Below are 23097 nucleotides of genomic sequence, written 5' to 3'. Positions count from 1 at the left end.
TATCGAACCCGACGGTTTGTTATCGTCGCCCTTGGGAGAACAACAAACAGGGGAATGACATGACGACTAAAATTGCAGCGCTCGCCATGGCCGGTGCCATGAGCCTCGCCTTTAGCGTGCCCGCTCTCGCCGAGGGCAGCCTGGCCATCTACGCATGGGCGGATTCCATCTCGCCCGAGATGGTCACGAAATTCGAGAAGGAAACCGGCATAAAGGTCACGGTCGACGCCTTCTCATCCAACGAGGACCTGCTGACCAAGCTGCAGGCCGGCTCGTCGGGCTACGACATCGTCACGCCTTCGCAGCACTTCGTGAAGATCATGATCGATAGTGGGCTGCTCGAGGATTTCGGCGCCAGCTCGATGGCGGCCTACAGCCAAGTCCTGCCGGACTGGCAGAAACCGTGGTGGGATGCGACAGGCAATCATTCGATCCCGCTCGCCTTCGGCAATGCCGGCTACACCGTCAACCGCGACCTCTACAAAGGCCCGGTCGACAGCTGGAAGACCTATTTCGAGCCACCGGCGGAGCTGCGCGGCAAGATCGCCAGCCTGGCGCAGCCCGACGAAGCCATTCCGGCAGCGGAAAACTATCTCGGCATCAAATATTGCAGCGAAGACCCGCAGGAGATGAAGCGCGTGCTCGACCTCTTGCTGGCGCAGAAGCCATTCGTGGCGGCCTATTCCAGCGACAACATCGAAAACCGCATCGGCAGCGGCGAGGTTGCCGCCCATTTCTGGTGGGACGGCAACACCATGAGGCTTCGCCGCAACGACAAGGCCAATGTCGAATACGCGATGCCGAAAGAAGGTCTGGTCGGCTGGCTGGATTCCTATGTCGTGCCGAAGGGCGCGGCCAATATCGAGAACGCCAAGAAGTTCATCGATTTCATGACCCAGATCGACAACGCGACGGCGCAGTACAATTATTACGGCCACTCTTCGCCGGTGAAGATCGACGAGAGCAAGGCGCTCTACAACAAGGAGAACGCTCCGGAGCTGTTCCCGACCGTTCCCGTCAAGATGGGCCAGGCCTGCTCGCCGGCGGCGCAGGAACTCGTCACCAAGGTCTGGACGCAGCTTCTGCAATGAGCCGCTCAGCCGGGGCGCGCGCCGCCCCGGCATCTCCATTCTCAAAGGGGCTGGCCATGCAGACCGAAAATCTTGACTACGACTACATCGTCATCGGCGCAGGCTCGGCCGGTTGCGTCCTTGCCAATCGCCTGAGCGCCAACCCGTCCCACAAAGTGTGCCTGATCGAAGCCGGCGGCAGCGACAGCGGCCTGCGGGTCAAGGTGCCTGCCGGCATCCTCTCGCTCTACGGCAATCCGAACTATGACTACTGCTATGTCGGCGTGCCTCAGCCCAACCTCAACGACCGCAGGATTCCGGTCAATCGCGGCAAGGCGTTGGGCGGCTCCAGTTCGATCAACTCGATGGTCTACATCAGGGGCGCCGCGCAGGACTATGACGAGTGGTCGCGACTCGGCTGCGCAGGCTGGGCATTCAGCGACGTGCTTCCCGTCTTCAAGAAGCTCGAGCGCAACCTGCTTGGCCAGGACCCGCACTACCACGGTACAGGCGGGGAACTGCTGGTCGACAAGCCGCGCGATCCGAATGTGCTGTCGTCGATGTTCGTCAAGGCCGGCAACAATGCCGGTCTTCCGGCCAACAGCGACTTCAATGCCGAAAGCCAGTTCGGCCTCGGCATCTACAATGTCACCCAGGATCGCGGCCAGCGCTTCAGCAGTTTCACCGCCTTCATGCGCCCGGTGCTCGATCGCAAGAATCTCACAATCCTCAGCGAATGCGAAGTGATCGACCTCGATATAGCCCAGGGGCGCGCGACAGGGGTACGGGTGCGGCACAAGGGCGAGCAGAAGACGCTGTCGGCCCGCCGCGAAATCGTGCTTTCGGCCGGGGCCATCAATTCACCGAAGATCCTGCTGGCGTCCGGCATCGGCGCAGCCGCCGAGTTGCAGGCGATCGGCATAAAGCCGGTTGTCGATCTGCCGGGCGTGGGCAAGAACCTTCAGGACCATATCGACGGCATGATCACGGTCCGCTCCTCGAGCACGAAGACGCTCGGCCTGTCGCTGCCCAACTTGCCCCGCGTGCTGGCTGCGCCTTTCCGGTACTTTGCCGGCCGCAAGGGCATGCTCACCACCAACTATGTCGAAGCCGGCGGCTTTGCCCGGACGAAATATGCGAACGGCATTCCCGACATCCAGTTCCACTTCGTGCCCGGCTATCGCAGCCATCGCGGCAAGCTGGTGGAGTACGGCCATGGCTACGCAATCCACACCTGCGTGCTCAGGCCCAAAAGCGTCGGCGAACTCAAACTGTCAGGCCAGGCATCGAAGCGGGATGTGCTGATCGATCATCGCTTCTTCTCGAACGACGAGGATGCCAGGGTGTTGGTCGAAGGCATCAAGATCGCGCGTCAAATCTTTGCCGCATCCGAGTTCGACCCAATCAGGGGGACGGAGATGCTGCCGGGCAAGGATGTTCGCAGCGATGACGAGATCCTCGCCTATTTGCGTGCCGAAGCGCTCACCGTCTATCATCCGGTGGGGACGTGCAAGATGGGGACCGACGCGATGGCCGTCGTCGACCCGGCAACGCTCAAGGTGCGCGGCATCGGTGGCTTGCGGGTCGCGGATGCGTCCGTGATGCCGAAGCTGATCGGCGGCAACACCAATGCCCCCAGCATGATGATCGGGCAGCGGGCAGCGGAGATGATCCTGGGCCGGGGATAATTTCTGTAGCGCAACTCCAGGAAAGGCGTACAGCGGCCTTCCTTCAGTAGCCGCGCAAAAACAATAAGTTGGAGCGGTTCAGTGAATCAAACATTGAACCGCTACCTTTTGCAGCTGGGCTGCGGCGGGCACGCGCCATCGAATTCAAGCGGCTTGATCGTCCCGCTCATCCGCCTCGCCGTTGATCTCGCGCAGCAGCCTTTCGATGTCGGCCTTCGCGAACCGCTGGCGAAACCGACGGTCGAAGGTCGTGAAGATGCCGACGAAGGAGTTGGCGCAGTGCTCCAGCATCGTATCCGCCTCCTGCGCGGAGATGCCGAGTTGCCCTTGCAGAAAGACGATGAACTTTCGCCGCGCGTCTGGGTTCTGAAGCACGACCTTGGCAGGGCCGCCGAGATCGCGGTTGGCATCAATGCAACGGGACGCAAACAAATTGCGCTGCGTGCGCCACACAACGCAAGTTTGAATTGAACCCAGCAGCCGATGAACGGCATCGGTCTGGACATCTCGTTCTATTTGCTCGGCGGTGGAGTGACATGTCATGCTTGTGGTGACATCTCATGCTGGCGGCGCCTTCGGTGGGTCCGCAATTCTGGTGAGGCCTGCTTGCACGTCCTGCATTGTTCCCTAGGGTCTGGCGACTGACGATGGAGGTCCCCGACGAGAAAGTCGATTGCATCGTCATCGGCGCCGGCGTCGTCGGCCTGGCGATTGCGCGGCAGCTGGCGCTCGATGGACGCGAAGTTCTTGTCGTGGAGGCCGAGGACAGCCCCGGGCTGGGCACGTCGAGCCGCAACAGCGAGGTCATCCATGCCGGCATCTACTATCCGAAGGGCAGCCTGAAAGCGCAGCTATGCGTCGAAGGAAAGAACGCGCTTTACCGCTATTGCGAAGCGCGCGGGATTCCGCACAAACGCATCGGCAAGCTGATCGTCGCCGCCAGCGACGCGGAATTGCCGATTCTGGAGGGGATCCGGACCAAGGCTGCGGACAATGGTGTTGCGGACCTGGAGATGCTCAGCCGCTCGGATGTGGAACGCCTTGAGCCTGAACTGGACGTTGCCGGCGCGCTTTTGTCCCCAAGCACGGGGATCGTCGACAGCCGCGCGCTGATGCTGGGGCTACAGGGCGATGCCGAGAATGCCGGTGCCACCTTTGCGTTTCGCGCGCCGGTTCTCGGCGGGAGCGTCGACGAAACGGGCTGCGAGCTCCAGTTTGGAGGCGATATGGAAGGCTATAGGATCGCCGCAAATCTGGTCATCAATGCGGCCGGATTGTCAGCCCATCTCGTTGCCCGAAGCCTCGCGGGCGGGCATGGCGGCAAAATCCCAGATGTCACCTACGTCAAAGGCAATTATTTTGCGCTTGGACGCCGCCCGTCCTTCAACCATCTTGTTTATCCGGTTCCGGAACCAGGCGGCCTCGGAGTTCACCTGACGCTGGATATGGGCGGATCGGTTCGTTTCGGGCCGGACGTCGAGCCCGTCGATGAGGTCGGCTACGCGGTCGACCCAACTCGGGCCACGCCATTTTACGCGGCCATCCGACGCTATTGGCCGGGGCTGAGGGACGGGGAACTGGAGCCGAGCTATTGCGGGCTGCGGCCTAAAACGAACGGGTTGCAGTTCGGCGATTTCGACATTCTGGCAGATTCGTCCGGACGGCTGATCAGTCTTTTCGGAATCGAGTCACCTGGCCTGACAAGTGCGCTCGCCCTGTCGGATAGGGTTGTCCAACTAGTCAGAACGACGAACTCGTCTTGCCTTAGCCTTTGACCGCTCCAGCGGTCATGGATCCTGATATCTGCCGATACATCACAAGACCCAGCAAGGCCGGCGGCAAGGCGCCCAGCATCATGACCGCGGAAGCGGTTCCCCATTTTACGCCGCCGCCGCTTGCGGCGAAAAAAAACGATGCGCCGACCGTCATCGGGACGGCACGGCTGGTTGTCAGCATGAGGCCGAAGAGGAACTCGTTCCAGGCAGTGATGAAGCCGAAAATGAAGGTTGTGACGAGCGCCGGTCGGATGACGGGCCGGACGATCATCATCATCACCTGCAAGGAACTTGCGCCATCGACTTTCGCCGCCTCGTCGAGTTCGACCGGTACATCTGAAATCGCGTTCACCAGGATGACGAGCGCAAGCGGCGCGTTGACGATGGTCAGGATGAGCCCGAGCCCGATCCGCGTATCGAGCAGGCCCAGCCACTGGTACATCATGTAAAGCGGGATCGCGAAGATGATCAGCGGCACGGCGCGAAGGTTGATGACGATCGGCAGGACCAAGCGCTTTCCCGCCTCGCTACGCGCGATCGCATAGGCAGCCGGGAACGCGAGCGCGATCGCAAGGCCGGTTCCAATCAGCGCCGCCACGGTGCTGTTCAGCAGATAGGCATAGATGTTGAAGCGGCTGGTCTGCGTCAGGACCTCCAGATAGTTGTCGAGCGTCGGCTGGCTGATCCACAAACCGGGGTTCGTCGAAAGCTCGCGCTGGCTTTTGAGCGATGTGATCAGCGTCACGATAATGGGGAAATTCATCGCCAGCACGGCGATGGCAAAAACGATCCAGCGCAGTGCCCTGACCATCGTCAAAGCTTCCTGCGGCCGGCAAGCCGGTTAAGGCCGTGGAGAACGATGAACGAAGCCAGGAACAGCACAACCGAGGCGGCGACCGCCTTGCCGATAGCCCCTTCCTTGAAGAAAGCCTGATAGATGTAGATCGACAAGGACGTCGTTGAACCGCCAGCGCCACTGCCGGTCAGTGCGTAGACATTGTCGAACACCCTGAAACCGTCGATGAAACGGATGAAAAACGCGATGACCAGCGTCGGCTTCATCAACGGCAGGTCGATCCAGCGGACGATCTCAAACGGTGATGCGCCATCGAGCGAGGAGGCTTCGCGCACGTCGAGCGGTATGGCCGAATAGGCCATGTAGAAGAGCAGGAAGGCGAAAGGCGTCCATTGCAGCGTCTCCACGACGACAAGGGTGCGGAAGGCATTGTCGATGTCGAGGAAGGCCGGGCTGTCGCCGAACCATTCGAAGAGATAGTAGGGGACGGGGCCCGCGAATTCATGCAGCACCAGCCGGTACATGAGACCGACCATGGCCGGCGCGACCATCAGCGGCAGCATCAACGGCGCCATCAGGACTGGACGCTTGCTCAGAAGCGGCGCCAGGAAGATGGCAAGGAAAAGGCCGATCAGACATTCCGCCGATGCGGTAAGAATACCGAAGCGCAGAGAGAACCAGGCCGAGCTCCAGAATTCGCGGTCGTTCAACACCGCGACATAGTTACCGAAACCGCTCAACACCGGACTGCGCAACGTCTCGAATGTGACGGTCGAAACGGAATAGATCAGATTGACGATCGCCGGAAAGCCGAGAAACAGAAGCAGGAAGCCGACCAGCGGCGTCAGATACTTCCTGCCTTCGGCACGTGTCACAAGGGCCATGTCGATCCGCCAAACGCGCCGGATACCGGGCCTCGGCCCGGCGTCCAGCCAATAATTTATTTCTTCAGAAGGTCCTGCATGCCCACCTTGGTGTGGGCGAGCGCATCCTCGAGGCTCTGCTGGCCGGACCAGTAGCCAGTGAACTCCTTTGCCTGCAGCTCATAGACCGGAAGCGCATTCGCGGACGTCGCCCCGGTCATGACATAGCCGTACTTGCTGGCGAATTCGCCGAGCTTGACGAGGTCGGGACGTTCCTTCGCAATCTTGCCGACGACATCGGGAGACAATGCCGGCGAACCGCCGCTGCGCGCATAGAGCAAGGCCGCCTCCTCGGTGGCGAGCCACTTCAGGAACTTGACGGCGCCTTCCTTGTTCGTGGCGTTCTTGTTGAGGCCCAAACCAAGGCCGTGAATATGATCGGCGCGTCCGTCGGGACCTGTCGGCGGCGCGACGATCCCGGTCACCTCGGCGACGGCCGGGGATTTTTCGGTGCTGGTCAGATCCGACGCCGCGGCATTCCACTGCAGCGCCGTTGCGGCCTGGCCGGATGCGAAGGCGGCGTTGGTTTCCGCATATTCGTAGCTCAGCGAATCCTTGGGCGAAGACCCGGCATCATAGAGTTTCTTGTAGAGCTCAAGGCCGGCCTTGTAGGCATCGGAATCCACCGTGACATTGCCGTCCTTGTCCATCCAGTCGCCGCCGTAGGAGCGCGGCAGGGACTGGAAGACCATCATGTTGAACAGCAGGTTCTTCATCTGCAGGACCGTGCCATAACGCACCGGGCTGTCGGGGTTCACCCGCTTGGTGAAATAGAGGGCGGTGGCCCCCCAGTCGTCCCAGGTCCAGCTGTCCGGGTCTTTCGGCTGCAGCGGCTTGCCGAGATACGTCTGGGCGATTTCACCATAGGTCTTCCTGGCGGCGTCATCCCTGATCAAGGCGTCGATGAGATCCTTGCGGTAGTACATGAAGTGCAACGAAAGGTCTGTCGGCACGCCGTATTGCTTGCCGTCGAACTGCATCGTCTTGAGAACGGATTCGCCGAAAACCTTGGCCGCGTCCGCGCCAAGATCGATCGGCTCCATATAGGGCGCGTAGCGACCGAGCGAGTAGGTGGCGACGAGGTTCACGTCGAAGGCACTGGATCCGGCCGCCATGTCGGCCTGCAGCTTGTCGTAAAAGCCTTCGCGGTTGAAGAACAGCAACTCCACCTTGTCGGCATCACTGGCCTGCTTGTTGTAGGTTTCCACGGTTGCCCGCAGTGCGGTTTCCTCGGAGCCGCCAGGCCAGCCGAGCACGGTCACGGTTGCGTTGGCAGAGGTCGGCAAAGCCGTCCCCGCAAGGAGGGTGGCCATAAGCGCAAAAGACGTCCTGCTCAATTTCATGATCGTTCCCTTCTTTTTTGATGATTTTTGCATGACATGATCGGGCGCGCCGTTACCTTGCCCATTCGGCAAGATCGGCAACACCGATGACGCCGGCGTGGCCTCCGAGCTTCGCCGCTACGAGATCGGGGGAAAGGCGCGGCGGGACCTCGCTCAGATGTGCGCGCACCCGGTCGAGATAGCCTTCTGCAAGACCGATGCTGCCGCCGATGACGATCAATTTGGGATCGAACATCATCTGAATGTCCCGGCACAGCGTCGCGACCCGCGAGGCGCTCTGCGAGACGATGGCGCCGGCCCAGGCCTCGCCCTTCAGCGCACGCCCGAACACATCGGCGGCATCGGCCTTGAAGCCGGCCTTGAGGGCTTGCGAAGCGATCCAGCGACCGGAGGTGCCGTCTTCGAGCGGAGCCCGGTCTTCAGACAGACCACGGATCAGACCGAAGTGACCGGCAAGACCGGACAGCAATCGGCCGTTGCAAACGATGCCGCCGCCAATTCCGGTCGAGATGGTCAGAAAGACGATGTCGCGACCTTGCCCGGCGCCGAATTTGTATTCGCCCCAGGCAGCTGCCTGGGCATCGTTGAACGCACGGACCGGCTTGCCGAAAACCGCGGATGCCCTTTCGACCAGCGGGTAGTCATCGGGAATGCCAAGCGTCGCCGGATTCAACGCCGACCAGCGTCCATCCTCTACCAATCCGGTCACCGCAATGCCGATACGACTGAAGCGGCCGGACCAGGCCGACGTACTTTGCGCCAAGGATGCAAGCCAGGCGTCGGGTCCAGCCTCGCGCGCGGTCGGCACGATCTTGTCATCGATCACCGTGCCGCCGCCGACCAGCGCGGCCATGGTCTTGGTTCCCCCGATGTCGATGCCCAGGACGGATGGGCCCAGAACGGTTGAGCCCCGGACGGTTGGGCCCAGGACACTTGTGCCTAGGGGGGGTTGCGCGCCTCTCGCCGCATAGGCGTCGGAAATCGCCTGGTGGAACCACGAGGTGACGTGCTCGGTACGGGTGATCGCCGAGCCGACAACCACGGCACTGGCGCCGGCGCGCGCGGCGGCAGCCGCCTGCTCAGGCGACCGGATACGCCCTTCGGCGATGACGTAGGGGGTCAGGGTTCGCATTTGAGCGACGAGGGCGATGTCCGGATCCTCCGGCTCCGGCCCGCCGACATAGCCGGAAAGCGTCGTGCCGACGAAATCGACACCCGCGGCAAGGGCCCGGCGCGCATCGTCAAGGCAAGAGCAATCGGCCATGGTCAGCTTGTTCCTGGCCTTGACGGCTTTCACAAGCGCTTCGACAGGAACGGGACGGACACGGTCCGTCGCATCGAAAGCGATGATATCGGCGCCCGCCTCGGCCAGGGCCTCGACATCGGCCAGATAGGGTGTGATGCGCACGGGGCTGTCGGTGAGATCGCGCTTGACGATACCGATGATCGGCACGCGCACGGCCAGGCGGGCGGCCGCGACATAGGGCACGGATTCGATGCGCAGGGCCTTGGCTCCGGCTTCAACAGCGGCCTTGGCAAAGCCTGTCACGAATTGCGCACTATCCATCGGGCCGCCGGGAACCGGCTGGCAGGACACGATGAGACTGTTGGTGATGTCTTCCCGCTGCACGTCGGCACTCCCTTGTCGCCATCACGATAAATGGAAAATACCAGATTACAACCAGTTCATAACTGGTATTACCTTTGCAGCTCGAAGACGAAATCGTAGACGTCGCCCTTGTATCGTGTCTCGCAGTATTCCACGATTTGTCCGTCGGCGAGAAAGCAGCGGCGCTCGGTCATCAGCAGCGGTGCGCCCATCTCGCAATGAAGGTGTCTTGCATCCTCTAGCGATGCGCCGCGCGAGCGCATGCGCTGGATTGCCCTCTGAGGCAGGAAGCCGCGTGCATCAAGCGCTTCATAAAGCGAATCCTGAACCATCTCGGGCGAAGGAAGGAAGCGAACCGGCACGGCCGAGACTTCGACGGCAATCGGCGCGCCATCGGCCGTCCTCACACGACGCATGCGAACTACATTGGTATTGCCTGCAATACCCAAGGCCATCATTTCGGCTGGGGATGGGCGGCTTATCTGCTTGGAAAGCCATAGACATCCAGGCTTCAGGCCGCGCGCCAGAATGTCCTCCGAAAAGCTCGTCAGCGTCGAAAGCGATTTCTCGACCCGCGACCCGATCTCGGTTTTGGAACCGTGCCGGCGATTGAGCTGCCCTTCCTCTTCGAGCAGCGCCAGGGCCTTTCTCACAGTGACTCGCGAGATCGACAGGGCTTCCGCCAGAACCCGCTCGCCTGGCAGAACCGCGCCGGCCTTCAATGCATTGGAGCGGATCGCTGCCTCGATCGCCGATTTCAACCGCCTGTAAAGCGGCACATCGGACGCTGTCGCTTCCATTTCCCGACTGACAAGCCCGATCAGGTTCACGGTTGTCATTGCCTTTCCTCCGCGCGAGAAGCACCCTGGATCGGAACATTCCTGACTGGACCTATACTGGTATTACCAATCCGGTGCAAACGGCCAGCGGACGGTGCTTCGTCCGCGCCCCCGGCCCACCACGATCCCTCAGCGAACCCGCGGTGACAACTTCATGGAGATGCGATCGCAGGCCGCGCGCAGGACCTCCAGAGTAAAGGCATGGCGGCTTTCACGCGTATGGCGATTGATATAGGCGACGATAATGGAGGCGACGGCGCTGCCGTCCGGTCCGATGACCGGACAGCAGATATCGGTGATGCCGACGAAGTCGCGGCTTTCGCGCATCCAGTAGCCGTCCGCGCGGATGATCCGAAGCTGCTTTTCCAGCGCGTCACGATCCAGCGGCGCCGGGGAGTGCGCCTCACTTTCATCGATCATCCGCGCCGCGACCTTTGGCGGCTGGAAGGCAAGTATCACATGGCCGGAGGTCGCGTCGGTGGCCAGACGACCGTATCCAAGGCGAAGCGTGAACGCCATGTCCTCGCCCCCGGGAACGGCCGCGGTTACGACGGTCAAGCCGTGATTGAAGACGACCAGGTGCGGCGACTGATTTGAGTTCCCCGCAATCCGCGTCAGTTCGGGCATGGCGGCGGACATGAGATCCTGAGCGCTCGGCGTGTGCAGCCCCAGCTTGAAAAGCTTGTCGGTCAACGAATAGGCGTCGGTCTCGGCGTTGCGCTCGATGTATTGACGTTCCTGCAGCGCGATCAGCATCCGGAATATCTCATTCTTCGAACGGCCGAGGCCTTCCGCGATCTCCTTCATCGTCAAGGGCGCCCGCGCCTCCGCCAGCAGCTCCAGGACATCCAGGCCCTTGCTCAGCGCCGGGGCCGAATAGGTCGGTTTGCCACTCTCTTTTGCGTCATCTGACATTCGAAGAATCCCCGGTGGTCCGCGCACGATAGAGACAAGAAATCGGAATTGCCATTGGTTTCATATCCAAACTTGACACCATATATAAAACTGACATGATGGCCGGGACAATGAATTTCGAGGCCGACCCGATGACCGTACCGAGACTTGCAAACACTGTCCGCGCGACCATCACTCCCCGGAACAACAGTGTTTACACGTCGGTCGATTTCGATCGCGAGGGCAAGCAGATCGGCTTCTTCCATGTGCCCCAATCGCCGCACGACGATGCCTGGGGCACGGTCCGGGTTCCGCTCGCCGTCATCAAGAACGGAGACGGTCCGACGGTCCTGATCGAGGGCGGCAACCACGGCGATGAATATGAAGGGCCGATCGCGCTCGGCGAGCTTCTGCGCGAGATCGATCCACGGGATATTGCCGGTCGCATCATTGCGATTCCGGCCATCAACATTCGGGCTGTCGAGGCCGGCACCCGCACCTCCCCGGTCGACGGGTTGAATTTCAACCGCAGTTTTCCGGGCGATTTCAACGGCACGCTGACAAGCCAGATCGCGGCTTACGTGCATGACATCCTGTTTCCGATGGCCGACTACTTCCTGGATCTCCATTCCGGCGGTTCGTCCCTGATGATCCTGCCGAGCGCGATCATCGAGCCATCCCCGACCGCGCAAGGGCATCGCAAGAACATCAGGGCGACGCTCGCCTTCGGGGCGCCGACCGTTGTCATGGTCGACAATCTCGGTGAAACCCGGACCTCGACCGCGTCCGCCAACCACCAGGGGCTGATCGTCATCGGCAGCGAGATGGCCGGCGGCGGCCTTGTCAGTCCAGATGCGCTGGCCATCTGCCGCAGGGGCATCCGCAATGTGCTGAAACATGCAGGCGTCCTGAAGGGTGCGCCTGACATTGCCCCTGGCGCCAACGCACGCGTGCTCAAGGTGCCCGGAAGCGAAGGCTATCTGCTTTCCGAGGAGGACGGTGTCTTCGAGCCCTTGAGCCCGCTCGGCAGTGCCGTCAGCAAAGGCGACCTTGCCGGACGCATTCACTTCCTCCACACACCGTCCCGCGCGCCCATCGATCTCCTTCACCCCATCGACGGCATCGTTTTCGCCAAGCGTCAGCCCGGCCGCGTGCGTCCGGGGAATTGCTGCTTCGTGCTTGCCAACGAATATCCGGAGGCACTGACCGATGAGCCATGAGGACATCATTGCGGCTGCCCGGCGCATTGCCCCCTTCATACGGCGCACCCCGGTCGTCAAGCTCGACCATGCCGCGGGCGCAAACCTTCAAAATGATGTCTATCTGAAACTCGAGTGCCTCCAGGTGAGCGGCTCCTTCAAGATCCGGGGCGCCACGAACCGGGTGAAGACGCTCGAGCCGAGCCGGATCGAAAACGGACTGGTCGCCGCATCCGGCGGCAATCATGGCCTGGCCACCGCCTGTGTGGCTGCCCGGGCCGGCGTTCCCGCCACCATTTACCTGCCGAACAATGCAAGCCCGCTGAAGGCGGAAAAGCTGCGCAAATGGGGCGCTGACGTTCGCTTCGAAGGCAATGTCTGGGATGAAGCGCATGAGGCGGCATCGGCCGAGGCAAAGGCGCGCGGCGCCTTCTACATGCATCCATTCGCCGATGCGCAGATCGTGTCCGGTCAGGGAACCGTGGCGCTGGAGATGGTCGAACAGATTCCCGATGCCGACATCTACATCGTCGCGATCGGCGGTGGCGGCCTTATCAGTGGCATGTCCGAAGTCCTGAAGCACGTCAAACCTGAAGCCAGGATCATCGGTGTCGAGCCGACCGGTTCACCGACCCTTCACGCCTCCCTGGCTGCCGGCCGTGTCGTTCGCTTGCCCGAGATAACGACGAAGGTGGCGACCATGGCCTGCGGCCGCACGGATGAAAGCATCTACGCGATCGTCGCCAAGCACGTCGACGATATCGTCCTTGTCGAGGATGCGGACATGCAGAAGGCCGCTGAATTGCTCTGGTTCGAATTCGGCATCGCCGCCGACCTCAGCGGCGCGGCATCGCTGGCCGCGTTGACGAGCGGAGCTTTCAAGCCACCGCGCGGCGCCCGCATCGCCGGACTTGTCTGCGGCGCCGGTGTCGAGGGCCTGAATGGCTGAGGTCGAGCAAGGCCGGTCCACGCAGGGCGCGGCCCTGACATGGATATGGCACGAGTGCCGCGGAATACCGCCGGAATGCCTGTCGCTGGGACGGTCGTCGTGCGGGACATGAAAAAGAGGCGAAGAATCGCCCTGTCGCAACAAGAGGAGAACTGAAACATGCGCCTTTCCTTGAAAGCATCCATTGCCCTGCTCGCACTCGCCATCGCGACGCCCTCGCTTGCCGCGGAAAAGGTTCTTGGGCTTGCGGCAATCGACCTGCAGAATTCCTTCTTTGTCCGCATGAAGGAAGCGGGCGACGTGGCTGCCGCCGACTATGGGGTGAAATCCACCTGGCAGAGCGCCGAGGGCAGTCTGGAAAAACAGGTCAGCATCATCGAGAATTTCATCAATCAGGGCGTCAGCGCGATCCTGATCGATCCGATCGACAAGAACGCGGTCATTCCGGTCATCCAGAAAGCCACCGCCGCCGGCATTCCGGTGATCACCATGGGCAACAAGGTCGAGGCCGGCTCGAACTATTCGACGCTCTATCCGGACTACGACAACATGTCGATGGTTGCCCGCGCGCTCGGCAAGTCGCTTGGCGGCAAGGGCGAAGTCGCCCTGCTCGTCGGTTCGCGTGGCAACTTCGTGTCCGACACGCGCGAAAAAGGCTTTGTCGAAACCCTGAAAAAGGAGTTTCCGGATATCAAGGTTGTCGGCATCGAGCCGACCGGCTGGGACGCAGCCAAGGCAACCAATGCCGCCCAGACCTGGCTCACCACCTATCCGGATCTGAAGGCCATCGGCTGCATCTCCGACAGCCTTTGCCTGGCCGCCGATTCCGTTGCCAGCTCGATGGGAACCCAGCTGCTCTACGGCGGCTATGACGGCGACGCCGAGATGAAGCCGCTGATCGACGACGGCAAGATGGTGATGGACGTGCTGACCGGCGCCTATCGTGTCGGCTACTGGAACATCGCCGTTGCCGCTCGCCTGGCCAACGGCGAAAAGCTGCCGCAGGATCTCTACATGCCGACCTATTTCGTGACCTCGGATGCGACGGCGGCAAAGCTCAAGGCGGATGGCCTCACCTTCGAATACATCAACACCGACAAGGAGGCGGTGGAAGCCAAGAACTATACCGAGCAACTCGGTCCCAAGGTTCCGGCGACCGCCATGACCCTGGCAAAGTAACAGCCTAAAGCGGCTCAAGCGCCGGATGACATATCATCCGGCGTCCCCTTTTCTGACGATCGCCGTCGCCGCTTCCGTGGTGACCGCGCATGATGCTCGATAAGAGGACCGACCCATGTTCCAGTCCTGGACCTCTCCGTTACTGCGGCGCAACGAACCGGTTCTCATCGCGGTGCTGCTGGTCGCCATCGCCGTCTTCGGCTGGATCGATCCGCGTTTTCTGTCGACCGGCAATCTTGTCAGTATCGCGCAGCAGAGTGCGGTCATCGCCCTCATCTCTTTTGCCATGACGGCCGTGATCATAGCGCGCGGCATTGATATTTCCGTCGGCAGCAATCTTGCCTGTTCCGGCATCGCCGCGGGCCTTGCCTACACGGCAACCGGCTCGGCGAGCTTGAGCCTTCTCGCCGCGATCGGTGGCGGTGCCGCAATCGGTCTGCTCAATGGAGCGCTGATCGGCTTTGCCGGCATCTCCCCATTCATCGCAACGCTCGCCACCATGGCGTTTGCGCGCGGCCTGGCGCTCAGTCTCTCCGGCGCATCGAGCATCGCGGTCGCCGATCCGGTCCTGCTTTTCGCGGGACGCGAGACGATCGGCCTCCTGCCGGTCTCCGTCATCATCGCCGCCATCTGCCTGGGCCTCTGGTGGTTCGTGCTCAATCGCACGGTGTACGGGCGCTGGATCTATGCGGTCGGCGGCAATGCGGGAGCAGCGCGGGCCTCACTGGTTCCCGTCGACCTCGTGCGCATCTCCGTCTACCTGATTGCCGGCGCAACGGCCGGGCTCGGCGCGATCCTCACCATCGGCCGCCTTGGTTCGGCACAGCCGCTTGCCGGCACCGGGCTTGAATTTACAGCCATCACAGCCGCCATCATCGGCGGCACGAAACTGTCCGGCGGCCAGGGCTCCATCTGGGGAACGGCGATCGGGGCGCTGCTGCTGGGCGTCATCAACACCGGCCTGTCCTTCCTGCAGGTACCACAGATCCTGATCTACTTCGTGACCGCGAGCCTCATTCTGGTGGCCGTTCTCACCAGCCAGCCGGAGAGTGTCGCCGCCCTGTTCAAAACCAGTGGCCGCAAGTCCACCCCGTCGCCCCGCAACACCGCCGCAACACCGGTCGGCAAACACAGCATCGCCTTGCGCGGGCTTGGCAAGTCTTTTCCGGGCGTCAAGGCACTCGACGGTGTCAGCTTTGCCGTCTCGGCCGGCGAGGTGGTAGGACTTGCCGGCGAGAACGGGGCCGGAAAATCGACGCTGGTGAAGTGCATTTCCGGTCTGCATCGTCCGGACGAGGGTGAGATCGTCATCGACGGCAACGCCGTCCAGTTCCACTCCCCCAGCGACGCCAAGGGCATCAGCGTCATCCATCAGCATTTCAGCCTTTCGCCGGACCTGACGGTGGCGGAGAATCTCTTCATCGGCCGCGAACCGCATACCCGCCTGGGATTTCTCGACCGGGCCCGGATGCGGCGCGATGCGAAATCCATCATGGACGAGCTGTCGCTCGATATCGACATTGGCGCGGAGCTGCGAACGCTTTCCGTCGGGCACCGGCAGATGGTGGAAATTGCCCGTGCCGTTCTGTCCGATGCCTGGTTCTTCATCATGGACGAGCCGACCAGCGCGCTCTCCAACCGCGAGCGCGACCAGCTCTACGACCTGATCGACAGGCTGAGAGCTCGCGGCGCCGGCATCCTCTACATCTCGCACAAGATGGAAGAGATCTTCAGCCAGTGCGACCGCGTCGTCGTTCTGCGTGACGGACGGTTCATCGGCGAGCGCCAGACCCGCCAGACCAACGAGGCCGAGATCGTCTCCATGATGGTCGGGCGCGATGTCGGCGACATCTTCCCCTATCTCGAAGCGCAAGTCGGCGAAACCGCGATCGAGATCAGCAACATCTCCGATGGCAAGCTCTTGAAGTCGGCCACGCTCAGCGTGTGCAGGGGCGAAATCGTCGCGCTCGCCGGCCTGATGGGAAGCGGCCGCTCCGAGGTGCTCAGGCTGATTGCCGGCCTCGAGACCATGCATGGCGGCACGCTCAGAATTTTCGGCGGGCAGCAGACCGGCGGCGACACCAAGGCCGCCAATCGCGCCGGCATCGTCTACATACCCGAAGACCGGCATCTGGAAGGCTTCGTCGGCACGATGTCGATCAGGGACAATCTGTCCCTCGCCTGGATTCGCGATAACAGTCACTTCGGCCTGCTGAGACCTCGCCGCATCCTGGCACTCGCCCGCGATCTCATCGGCTCACTCGGCGTGCGGCCGGCCCAGCCCGACAAGATGACCATCGAGCTTTCGGGCGGCAATCAGCAGAAGGTCGTCATCGGCAAATGGCTTGCCACTAAGCCGAAGATCATCCTGCTCGACGAGCCGACACGCGGCGTCGACGTCGGCGCAAAATCCGAACTCCATCACCTAATCGCAAGATTGAAGGCCGAGGGCGCGGCGATCCTCATGGTGTCGAGCGAGTTGCCCGAGGTTCTCGGCGTTGCCGACCGCATCGTCGTCATGCGCGAAGGCCACTCTGTCGGCACGCTGGCTCGTGGGGCGACGGAAGAAGACGTGATGACGCTGGCCTTCGGTGATCGCACGATCACACCACAAGCTTGCGCACCCCGGCCAGCATCCAACCTTGCACCATGCCTGTAAGGAGAAACCCTTTGAGCAAGCTGAAAATCGCCATCGTCGGTGCCGGCTACATGGGTCTCCTGCATGCGCAGGTGGTTGCCGCGAGTCCTGTCGCCGAACTGTCGGCATTCGTTGATCCGAATGCTGCCACGGGGAGCAAGGCCGCGTCGGATTTCGGTGCCCGGTATTTCCGCGATGCCACCACCGCGCTGACCGCCAATGCCGCCGACGCCTATATCGTGGCGGCACCCGACACGCTGCATGAAGACGTCTGCCGCATTCTGCTCGATGCCGGCAAGCCGGTGCTGCTCGAAAAGCCGATGGCTCATGATCTGTCCCCTGCCAAGGCGATCGCGAAAGCAGCGGAGAGAAGCGGCGCACGCCTGTTGGTCGGCCACATCCTGCGGTTCGACCCTCGCTATTGCGAGGCCGCGGCAGCGGTAAGATCCGGGCGGATCGGCGAGCCGATCCACGGCAGCAGCGGCCGTTTCACCAGTCGCGAAGTCGGTCTTCGCATGAACGGAAATTCGAGCGTCTGCTTCTACCTCGGCGTGCATGACGTGGATGCGCTGCAATGGATCTCGGGTTCGGACATCATCGCCGTCTACTCCCGGCCCGTCGCCAAGCTCATGCCTTCGCTCGGAGTTAGATCCGAAGATGCGATCTTCTCCACCGTCGAGTTGTCGAACGGAATGAGCGGACAGCTCTATTTCGGCTGGACGCTGCCACCGACCGTTCCGACCGGCATCTGGGCACGCACGGAAATCATCGGCACCGAAGGCATGATCGACCTCGACGTGCGCGACCACGGTCTACGCATCCTGTCGCATGGACAGTGGTCGCAACCCGACGCCCTGCACTGGCCGACCGTCAATGGCCGTATCACCGGGGATCTCTTCGAGGAGGTCCACCATTTCATTTCGGCGGTTCGCGACGATACCCCTTTCGTGATGCCGGTTGGCGACGCCCTGCGCGCCGTCGCCGTCAATGATGCAATCCTGCGCAGCGTCAAATCAGGCCTGCGCGAACCGGTCGAAGACTGGCACATCCGATGAGAGAACCCTCATGACCCGCCAACAGAACATCTGGTGCAGGCGCTTTCTCGACCTCTCGCCGTTGATCCTGCTGGTCATCCTGCTGGCGATCTTCGCGCTCATCGACGCCCGCATCGTTTCAACCGCCAGCCTCATCAACATCGTCGCCCAGGCGACCCCGATCGCCATCCTGGCGCTTGGGGCTCTGATCGTTCTGCTGACGGCGGGCATCGACCTGTCCGCCGGCGTCGGCGTCGCCTTCTGCGCCGTCTTCATCGCCAGCCTGATCGACCGCGGCGCCGGCCTGCCGCTTGCCTTGCTCGTCGGCTTTGCCGTGATGGTGGTGATCGGCCTCGCGAACGGCGCCGTTATCGCACTGTTGAAGATACCGCCCTTCGTGACGACACTGGCCACAATGGTCGCGCTGCAGGGCGCAACGCTTGCCGTTGCCTCCAAAGGCGTCCTGATGCTGAAGGATCCGACGCTTCGCGCGGTCGGCATTGAGCGCAGCTTTGGCATTCCCAATGTCATCTTCGCAACGCTCCTGATCGTTGCCGTAGCAGCAATCCTGATGCGGCACAGCCGTTTCGGGCTGCGTACCTATGCGCTCGGGTCGGATGCCGGAGCCGCGGAACTTGCCGGCATCCCGGTGACGAAACACACGATCCTCGTCTATTGCGCCTCCAGCATCTTCGTCTTCCTGACGGCCGTGATCATGATCAGCCGGGTGCCTGTCGTGACGCCCAATATCGGCGGTACCTCGCTGCTTCTGGACGCGATCGCCGCTGCCGTGCTTGGAGGCACCAGTATCTTCGGCGGACGGGGAACGGTGTGGGGGGCGGTCGTCGGCGCCCTGATCGTCAGTCTGCTGACAACTGCGCTTCGGGTGTTCGGCACGGATCCTTCCAGCCTCGAACTCTACAAGGGTGCAATCATCATGGTCGCTCTCCTGGCCGATTCCGGCATGACCTACGCCAAGGCGCGGCTCGTCGAGGCAGCACGATGAGCGAGCCAGTTCCGGCCTTGCCGATCCCGCCCAGGTCCAGCTTTGCGCTGATGACCTCGCCGGATACGGAAAGACACGCGACAGCCGGCGTGCATAAACCCGTCGTCATTCTGCCGCTCGGCGCTGTCGAGCAACATGGCCCGCATCTGCCTCTCGGCGTCGATTGCTGGCTTGCGGAAGCAGTCGCTCTCGCCGCGGCGGAAGGACAGGCTTCCATGCGGGTCGCCGAACCTTTCGCCTATGGCTCGTCCGAGCATCATCGCTCCTTCTCCGGCACGATGAGCCTCAGTCCGCGGACCTTCATCGCCGTGCTCGTCGATCTCTGCACCTGCCTTGCCGAAGACGGCTTCCTGCCGGTCATGCTGAACGGCCATGGCGGAAACCGCGCCGCGATCCAGGTGGCGATCACCACCCTTGGCCAGCGTGGCATCGTCACCGCGGGTTTCTCGTATTTCGATCTCATCGCCGACGTGGCGGCGGAGGCCCTGCCCGATGCCGCCACGGGCACCGGTCACGCTTGCGCGCTTGAAACCTCGTTGATGATGCATGTGCTTGGCGACAGCGTTCGCCGCGATCTCATCCCGCCAGGCGGCACTTCGCCATCCTGGCCGGATCCTCACCTTTACGCCGCGCCGGCCGTCACCGTCTGGCGCCGTTTCGAAGCCATCCGCGACAACGGCGTCATCGGCACGCCATCGGAGGCGAGCGCAGAGGCCGGCAGCAGACTTTTCATCGCAGCCGTGGAGCGCAGCCGTGCCGCCATTTTGAACATCCAATCCGAATTCGGCCAAAGGAACGCATGATGACAGTCCATTTCAAATCTTCTCTCGAAGGCCCCAACCTGCGCGGCATGGCGATCGTCTCGGAGCCGGAAGCAGCCGCCCGCATCGGCATCAACCGCATCGGCGGCGAGTGGATTGCCGGCAGCTCGGGCAAATTCCTGAAAATCGACAGTCCTTCGACGGGCGAGCATCTCGGCTATCTCTCCCTTTCCACCCGCGCCGATGTCGGTCGCGCGGTGAAAGCCGCCGAAGGCGCACGCGAGACCATGCGCAAGATGGGAACCTTCGCGCGCGCTCAACTATGCATGCGCATTGCCGACGCGATCGACAGGCGCGCCGAGGAGCTTGCGCGCCTGCTCTGCCTGGAACAGGGTAAGCCGTTCCACAGCGAAGCAAAGGCCGAAGCGTCGGCGGCGGCTCTCGGCTTCCGCAATGCGGCAGAACAGATGAAGTGGCTGGAGACGGCGGCGTTTCCGCTTGCCGATGCCAACAAGCGCGCCTTCAGCTTCCTGCAGCCGAAGGGCGTCTTTGCCATCATCACACCCTGGAATTTCCCGCTTGCCCTGCCCTGCCTCTACTATCTCGGACCGGCCGTCGCAACGGGCAACACCGTCGTCTGGGTGCCCGCGCCGACGACGTCGCTGATTGCCACTGCACTTGTCGAATGCTTCATCGAGGCGGGCCTGCCGGACGGCGCCATCAATCTCGTTCTGGGTGACGGTGCGGAGGTGGGCGACGAGGCGGTCGTTCATCCGGGCACCCATGCCATCGGCTTCACCGGCAGTTCCGCCACCGGCGCGACGATCGCCCGGCGTGGCGCGGGCAAGCCGCTTCTGCTCGAAATGGGCGGCAACGGTCCGACCATCGTCCTGGCCGACGCCGATATCGACATGGCCGCCGCCCAGGTGGGAGCCGGCTGCTTTGCCAATGCCGGGCAGATCTGCACGGCCACCGAACGCGTTCTGGTGCACAAATCCATCCATGACCGTTTCATCGAAGGTCTCGTGAAAGCGGCCGCGAAGGTGAAAATGGGCGACCCTTTCGATCCCGCGACGACGATGGGGCCGATCAACAATGCGGTGGCCGTCGACAAGGTGCTCAGCCACATCGCGGACGCCCGCGCGCGTGGCGCCGAGATCGTCACCGGCGGCAATGTGGCAGCGGGCTTTGCCACCAATCTCTATTTCGAGCCGTCGATCGTCACAGGACTGACCCGGGAAAGCCTGCTCAATGTCGAGGAATCCTTCGGGCCGATTGCACCGGTGCTGACCTTCGAGACCGACGAAGAGGCGATGGAACTTGCGGCGTCCAGCCCCTACGGCCTGTCGGCCGCGGTCTTCACCAGCACCATAAAGAACGCCTTTGCCTTTGCTGAAAGCCTGAAGGTCGGCATCGTCAACATCAACGAGATGAGCTGTTATTGGGAGCCGCACATCCCTGCCGGCGGCGCCGCCGGGACGCAGAGCGGCCTCGGTCGCACCGGGGGTCGGCACACGCTGATGGAAATGTGCGACCTGAAGACGATTACCGTGGACGTCACTCGCTGACATTCAAGGCCCGCGCCTTTTTGCGCGGGCCTGCCCTCGCGACCATATGCAGTTCGGCAGAGAGCTGTCAGGTGGACCGGCGCAGGCTGTCGGCCATTTTCTCGCCAATCATGATCGAGGTGAGATTGGTGTTTGCCTGGCAATCGAGTGGCATGATCGACGCATCGATAACCCGCAATCCTTCCAAACCGTAGACCCGGCATTCCGGATCGACCACGGCCTCGCCGGGCCGTCCCATGCAACAGCCTCCGATCCCATGCTGCGCATCGGAAGACTGCGCCAGCAGGAAATTGTCGACCTCCTCGTCACTTGCCGTTTCGAGCCATGACAAAGGCAGATCGGAATCCCCCAGCAGGACGCGCTCGGCGATCGCCTGGATCGGCGCCTGCCGGGCAATCTCGCCGAGGTGGCGATAGGCGATACGCATGCGCTGGAGATCCATTGGATCGTCCAGCATGTTCTCTTCCACGATCGGCTGGTCGAAAGGGTTGGCGGAACGCAGTTGCACGGTGCCGCGGCTCTTGGCCTCCATCAGGATCAGATTGACCATGGCCTCGCCGAACTGGGCGCTGTCGGACTCCACGCCGATACCGCCATGGTTCATGCCGACGTAGAGAATGTCGTCGCGCTCGGCACCCGGCACGCCGGAACTCATCCGCACACAGCAGTTGGTATGCCGCGCGTCGACATCGGTCGCCTTGAATTCCGGCTTCAGCTTCAGTTCGATGCGGCAATAAGGATGGTCGAAAAAACCTTCGCCGACCGGCAGGTCGGCAAGCACCTCGATGTCCTTTCGATTCAAGAGAGCCGCCGGACCGATGCCCGAGCGCTGCAGGATGACCGGAGAGTGGATGGCGCCGGCCGAGAGGACGATCAGCGGCGCCTCGAATTTGCGAACCTGACCGGCCACGATGGCCAAAACGCCGATCGCTTTCCTGCCATCGAAAAGCACCTTGTCCACTGTCGCCTGCCCGATGATGGTGAGGTTCGGCCGGTCGCGGGCCGCTTCCAGATAGCCGTCATTGACCGACACGCGCTTGCCGGCTCGACTGTTGATGGGATAGGTGCAAGCCCCTTCGGCATCCGGAGCATTGAGATCGTCATGCCAAGGATGGCCGAGAGCCATCGCGCTTTGGCGCATGGCCTTGTCGACGCTTCCCCAGCTTTCGACAGGCGCGCGGTAGATCGGAATCGGGCCGCCGCTGCCGTGAAAATTGGCCGCGATCGGGTCGTCCTCCAGGCGGCAGAAGAAGGGCAGCACATCCGCTCCCGACCAGCCCTTGCATCCGATTTCCTCCCAGCGGTCGAATGCATGGAGCACGCCGCGAATGGCAATCTGCCCATTGACGGCCGTCGAACCGCCAAGCCCCTTGCCGCGCCAGTAGACCCGATGCTCCTGCCGCTTCGTGCGGCGAGCCATCAGGTCGGGATACATGTATTGCTGCTGAAAATGATCGGGAAGCAGCAGGTTGAAGGGATTTGGGCTCGTCATCTCGGCAGGTTGCTCGCCGCTCCGGTAGTCCGGCCCCGCTTCCAGCAAAAGCACGGTCGTGGCCGCATCTTCGGTGAGCCGGGCGGCAAGAACAGCCCCGGCTGCGCCGGCTCCGACAACGATGACATCAAACGGCATGCCGTACTCCCCGGATCCGACCAATGCACGGCTGGCTCGACCGCGACATCATGTTGATTTCATTTGTGCACGATCATCTGCTGGCATTCAGGCTCAGCGATATACGCCGGAACCAACCACCTTAGCGTTGCACGACTGCAAGATCATCATGATTTGTTTTATATGTAAATATGATTTCGTATATGAACCCATCGGA

Annotated in this window: 19 protein-coding genes; 12 read left to right on the top strand and 7 right to left on the bottom strand. The window is 62.2% G+C overall.

Going from position 1 to position 23097, the window contains the following annotated elements; genetic code table 11:
- Nucleotides 1-59 precede the first annotated feature (59 nt).
- The 4 genes from NKJ00_RS22990 (at nucleotide 60) to NKJ00_RS22975 (ending at nucleotide 4533) form a co-directional block, all read left to right on the top strand.
- Entirely contained in the window at nucleotides 60-1091 is a 1032-nt protein-coding gene (locus NKJ00_RS22990) for an extracellular solute-binding protein (protein ID WP_352631314.1), read from the top strand.
- 56 nt (nucleotides 1092-1147) lie between these two features.
- Nucleotides 1148-2758 (top strand): GMC family oxidoreductase, encoded by a 1611-nt coding sequence (locus NKJ00_RS22985; RefSeq protein WP_352551546.1) that lies wholly within the window; start codon nucleotides 1148-1150, stop codon nucleotides 2756-2758.
- An 81-nt stretch (nucleotides 2759-2839) separates the two neighbouring features.
- Nucleotides 2840-3229 (top strand): hypothetical protein, encoded by a 390-nt coding sequence (locus tag NKJ00_RS22980; RefSeq protein WP_155930552.1) that lies wholly within the window; start codon nucleotides 2840-2842, stop codon nucleotides 3227-3229.
- 176 nt (nucleotides 3230-3405) lie between these two features.
- Entirely contained in the window at nucleotides 3406-4533 is a 1128-nt protein-coding gene (locus tag NKJ00_RS22975; protein WP_128303908.1) for an NAD(P)/FAD-dependent oxidoreductase, read from the top strand.
- Here the strand turns inward: NKJ00_RS22975 and NKJ00_RS22970 are convergent.
- From NKJ00_RS22970 to NKJ00_RS22945, 6 genes are all read right to left on the bottom strand, one after another.
- Nucleotides 4523-5344 (bottom strand): carbohydrate ABC transporter permease, encoded by an 822-nt coding sequence (locus NKJ00_RS22970; protein WP_023809440.1) that lies wholly within the window; start codon nucleotides 5342-5344, stop codon nucleotides 4523-4525. The genes NKJ00_RS22975 and NKJ00_RS22970 overlap by 11 nt on opposite strands.
- A gap of 2 nt (nucleotides 5345-5346) precedes the next feature.
- Nucleotides 5347-6213 (bottom strand): carbohydrate ABC transporter permease, encoded by an 867-nt coding sequence (locus tag NKJ00_RS22965; protein WP_023809441.1) that lies wholly within the window; start codon nucleotides 6211-6213, stop codon nucleotides 5347-5349.
- Between the two features lie 56 nt (nucleotides 6214-6269).
- Nucleotides 6270-7565, bottom strand: coding sequence for an ABC transporter substrate-binding protein (locus NKJ00_RS22960; RefSeq protein WP_352610902.1), 1296 nt, complete (start codon nucleotides 7563-7565; stop codon nucleotides 6270-6272).
- Between the two features lie 82 nt (nucleotides 7566-7647).
- The gene (locus NKJ00_RS22955) at nucleotides 7648-9162 is read right to left on the bottom strand and encodes a putative N-acetylmannosamine-6-phosphate 2-epimerase (RefSeq protein ID WP_502895847.1); all 1515 of its coding nucleotides are present in this window, start codon (nucleotides 9160-9162) and stop codon (nucleotides 7648-7650) included.
- Nucleotides 9163-9293: 131 nt separating this feature from the next.
- Entirely contained in the window at nucleotides 9294-10043 is a 750-nt protein-coding gene (locus tag NKJ00_RS22950) for a GntR family transcriptional regulator (RefSeq protein ID WP_352610905.1), read from the bottom strand.
- A gap of 129 nt (nucleotides 10044-10172) precedes the next feature.
- A complete protein-coding gene (locus NKJ00_RS22945; protein WP_352441979.1) occupies nucleotides 10173-10958 on the bottom strand; it encodes an IclR family transcriptional regulator in 786 nt (261 codons plus the stop codon).
- 95 nt (nucleotides 10959-11053) lie between these two features.
- Between NKJ00_RS22945 and NKJ00_RS22940 the strand changes: the two genes are divergently transcribed.
- From NKJ00_RS22940 to NKJ00_RS22905, 8 genes are all read left to right on the top strand, one after another.
- Nucleotides 11054-12157, top strand: coding sequence for a succinylglutamate desuccinylase/aspartoacylase family protein (locus NKJ00_RS22940; RefSeq protein WP_352441978.1), 1104 nt, complete (start codon nucleotides 11054-11056; stop codon nucleotides 12155-12157).
- A complete protein-coding gene (locus NKJ00_RS22935; protein WP_352631312.1) occupies nucleotides 12147-13085 on the top strand; it encodes a threonine ammonia-lyase in 939 nt (312 codons plus the stop codon). The genes NKJ00_RS22940 and NKJ00_RS22935 overlap by 11 nt, the downstream gene beginning before the upstream one ends.
- 159 nt (nucleotides 13086-13244) lie before the next feature.
- Nucleotides 13245-14264 (top strand): sugar ABC transporter substrate-binding protein, encoded by a 1020-nt coding sequence (locus tag NKJ00_RS22930; protein WP_352631310.1) that lies wholly within the window; start codon nucleotides 13245-13247, stop codon nucleotides 14262-14264.
- A 115-nt stretch (nucleotides 14265-14379) separates the two neighbouring features.
- Nucleotides 14380-16923: an ATP-binding cassette domain-containing protein gene (locus NKJ00_RS22925; RefSeq protein WP_352551557.1), complete on the top strand. Its 2544-nt coding sequence runs from the start codon at nucleotides 14380-14382 to the stop codon at nucleotides 16921-16923.
- An 11-nt stretch (nucleotides 16924-16934) separates the two neighbouring features.
- Entirely contained in the window at nucleotides 16935-17957 is a 1023-nt protein-coding gene (locus NKJ00_RS22920) for a Gfo/Idh/MocA family protein (RefSeq protein WP_352551558.1), read from the top strand.
- Nucleotides 17958-17967: 10 nt separating this feature from the next.
- Nucleotides 17968-18942, top strand: a complete 975-nt coding sequence (locus tag NKJ00_RS22915) for an ABC transporter permease (protein ID WP_352551560.1) — start codon at nucleotides 17968-17970, stop codon at nucleotides 18940-18942.
- Nucleotides 18939-19745 (top strand): creatininase family protein, encoded by an 807-nt coding sequence (locus NKJ00_RS22910; protein ID WP_352551562.1) that lies wholly within the window; start codon nucleotides 18939-18941, stop codon nucleotides 19743-19745. The genes NKJ00_RS22915 and NKJ00_RS22910 overlap by 4 nt, the downstream gene beginning before the upstream one ends.
- Nucleotides 19745-21271 carry an aldehyde dehydrogenase family protein gene (locus tag NKJ00_RS22905; protein ID WP_128303900.1) on the top strand — a complete coding sequence of 509 codons (1527 nt, stop codon included), beginning with the start codon at nucleotides 19745-19747 and terminating at the stop codon, nucleotides 21269-21271. The genes NKJ00_RS22910 and NKJ00_RS22905 overlap by 1 nt, the downstream gene beginning before the upstream one ends.
- A 67-nt stretch (nucleotides 21272-21338) precedes the next feature.
- Here the strand turns inward: NKJ00_RS22905 and NKJ00_RS22900 are convergent, their stop codons facing one another.
- Complete coding sequence (locus NKJ00_RS22900) at nucleotides 21339-22901, bottom strand: GMC family oxidoreductase (protein WP_128303899.1); 1563 nt, start codon at nucleotides 22899-22901, stop codon at nucleotides 21339-21341.
- Between the last annotated feature and the right edge of the window lie 196 nt (nucleotides 22902-23097).

The sequence above is a fragment of the Mesorhizobium sp. M0227 genome (assembly GCF_040321855.1).
Taxonomy (GTDB): Bacteria; Pseudomonadota; Alphaproteobacteria; order Rhizobiales; family Rhizobiaceae; genus Mesorhizobium.
Note: the sequence above shows the minus strand (reverse complement) of the source record. Positions and strands in the feature narration are given on the sequence as shown.

Bases quoted from the DNA above. Each gene is read 5' to 3' on its own strand.
- NKJ00_RS22935 (WP_352631312.1), top strand. From the start codon at position 12,147: ATGAGCCATGAGGACATCATTGCGGCTGCCCGGCGCATTGCCCCCTTC.
- NKJ00_RS22970 (WP_023809440.1), bottom strand. From the start codon at position 5,344: ATGGTCAGGGCACTGCGCTGGATCGTTTTTGCCATCGCCGTGCTGGCG.
- NKJ00_RS22990 (WP_352631314.1), top strand. From the start codon at position 60: ATGACGACTAAAATTGCAGCGCTCGCCATGGCCGGTGCCATGAGCCTC.
- NKJ00_RS22985 (WP_352551546.1), top strand. From the start codon at position 1,148: ATGCAGACCGAAAATCTTGACTACGACTACATCGTCATCGGCGCAGGC.
- NKJ00_RS22915 (WP_352551560.1), top strand. From the start codon at position 17,968: ATGACCCGCCAACAGAACATCTGGTGCAGGCGCTTTCTCGACCTCTCG.
- NKJ00_RS22950 (WP_352610905.1), bottom strand. From the start codon at position 10,043: ATGACAACCGTGAACCTGATCGGGCTTGTCAGTCGGGAAATGGAAGCG.
- NKJ00_RS22960 (WP_352610902.1), bottom strand. From the start codon at position 7,565: ATGGCCACCCTCCTTGCGGGGACGGCTTTGCCGACCTCTGCCAACGCA.
- NKJ00_RS22945 (WP_352441979.1), bottom strand. From the start codon at position 10,958: ATGTCAGATGACGCAAAAGAGAGTGGCAAACCGACCTATTCGGCCCCG.
- NKJ00_RS22975 (WP_128303908.1), top strand. From the start codon at position 3,406: ATGGAGGTCCCCGACGAGAAAGTCGATTGCATCGTCATCGGCGCCGGC.
- NKJ00_RS22925 (WP_352551557.1), top strand. From the start codon at position 14,380: ATGTTCCAGTCCTGGACCTCTCCGTTACTGCGGCGCAACGAACCGGTT.
- NKJ00_RS22965 (WP_023809441.1), bottom strand. From the start codon at position 6,213: ATGGCCCTTGTGACACGTGCCGAAGGCAGGAAGTATCTGACGCCGCTG.
- NKJ00_RS22905 (WP_128303900.1), top strand. From the start codon at position 19,745: ATGACAGTCCATTTCAAATCTTCTCTCGAAGGCCCCAACCTGCGCGGC.
- NKJ00_RS22910 (WP_352551562.1), top strand. From the start codon at position 18,939: ATGAGCGAGCCAGTTCCGGCCTTGCCGATCCCGCCCAGGTCCAGCTTT.
- NKJ00_RS22900 (WP_128303899.1), bottom strand. From the start codon at position 22,901: ATGCCGTTTGATGTCATCGTTGTCGGAGCCGGCGCAGCCGGGGCTGTT.
- NKJ00_RS22930 (WP_352631310.1), top strand. From the start codon at position 13,245: ATGCGCCTTTCCTTGAAAGCATCCATTGCCCTGCTCGCACTCGCCATC.
- NKJ00_RS22940 (WP_352441978.1), top strand. From the start codon at position 11,054: ATGATGGCCGGGACAATGAATTTCGAGGCCGACCCGATGACCGTACCG.
- NKJ00_RS22955 (WP_502895847.1), bottom strand. From the start codon at position 9,162: ATGGATAGTGCGCAATTCGTGACAGGCTTTGCCAAGGCCGCTGTTGAA.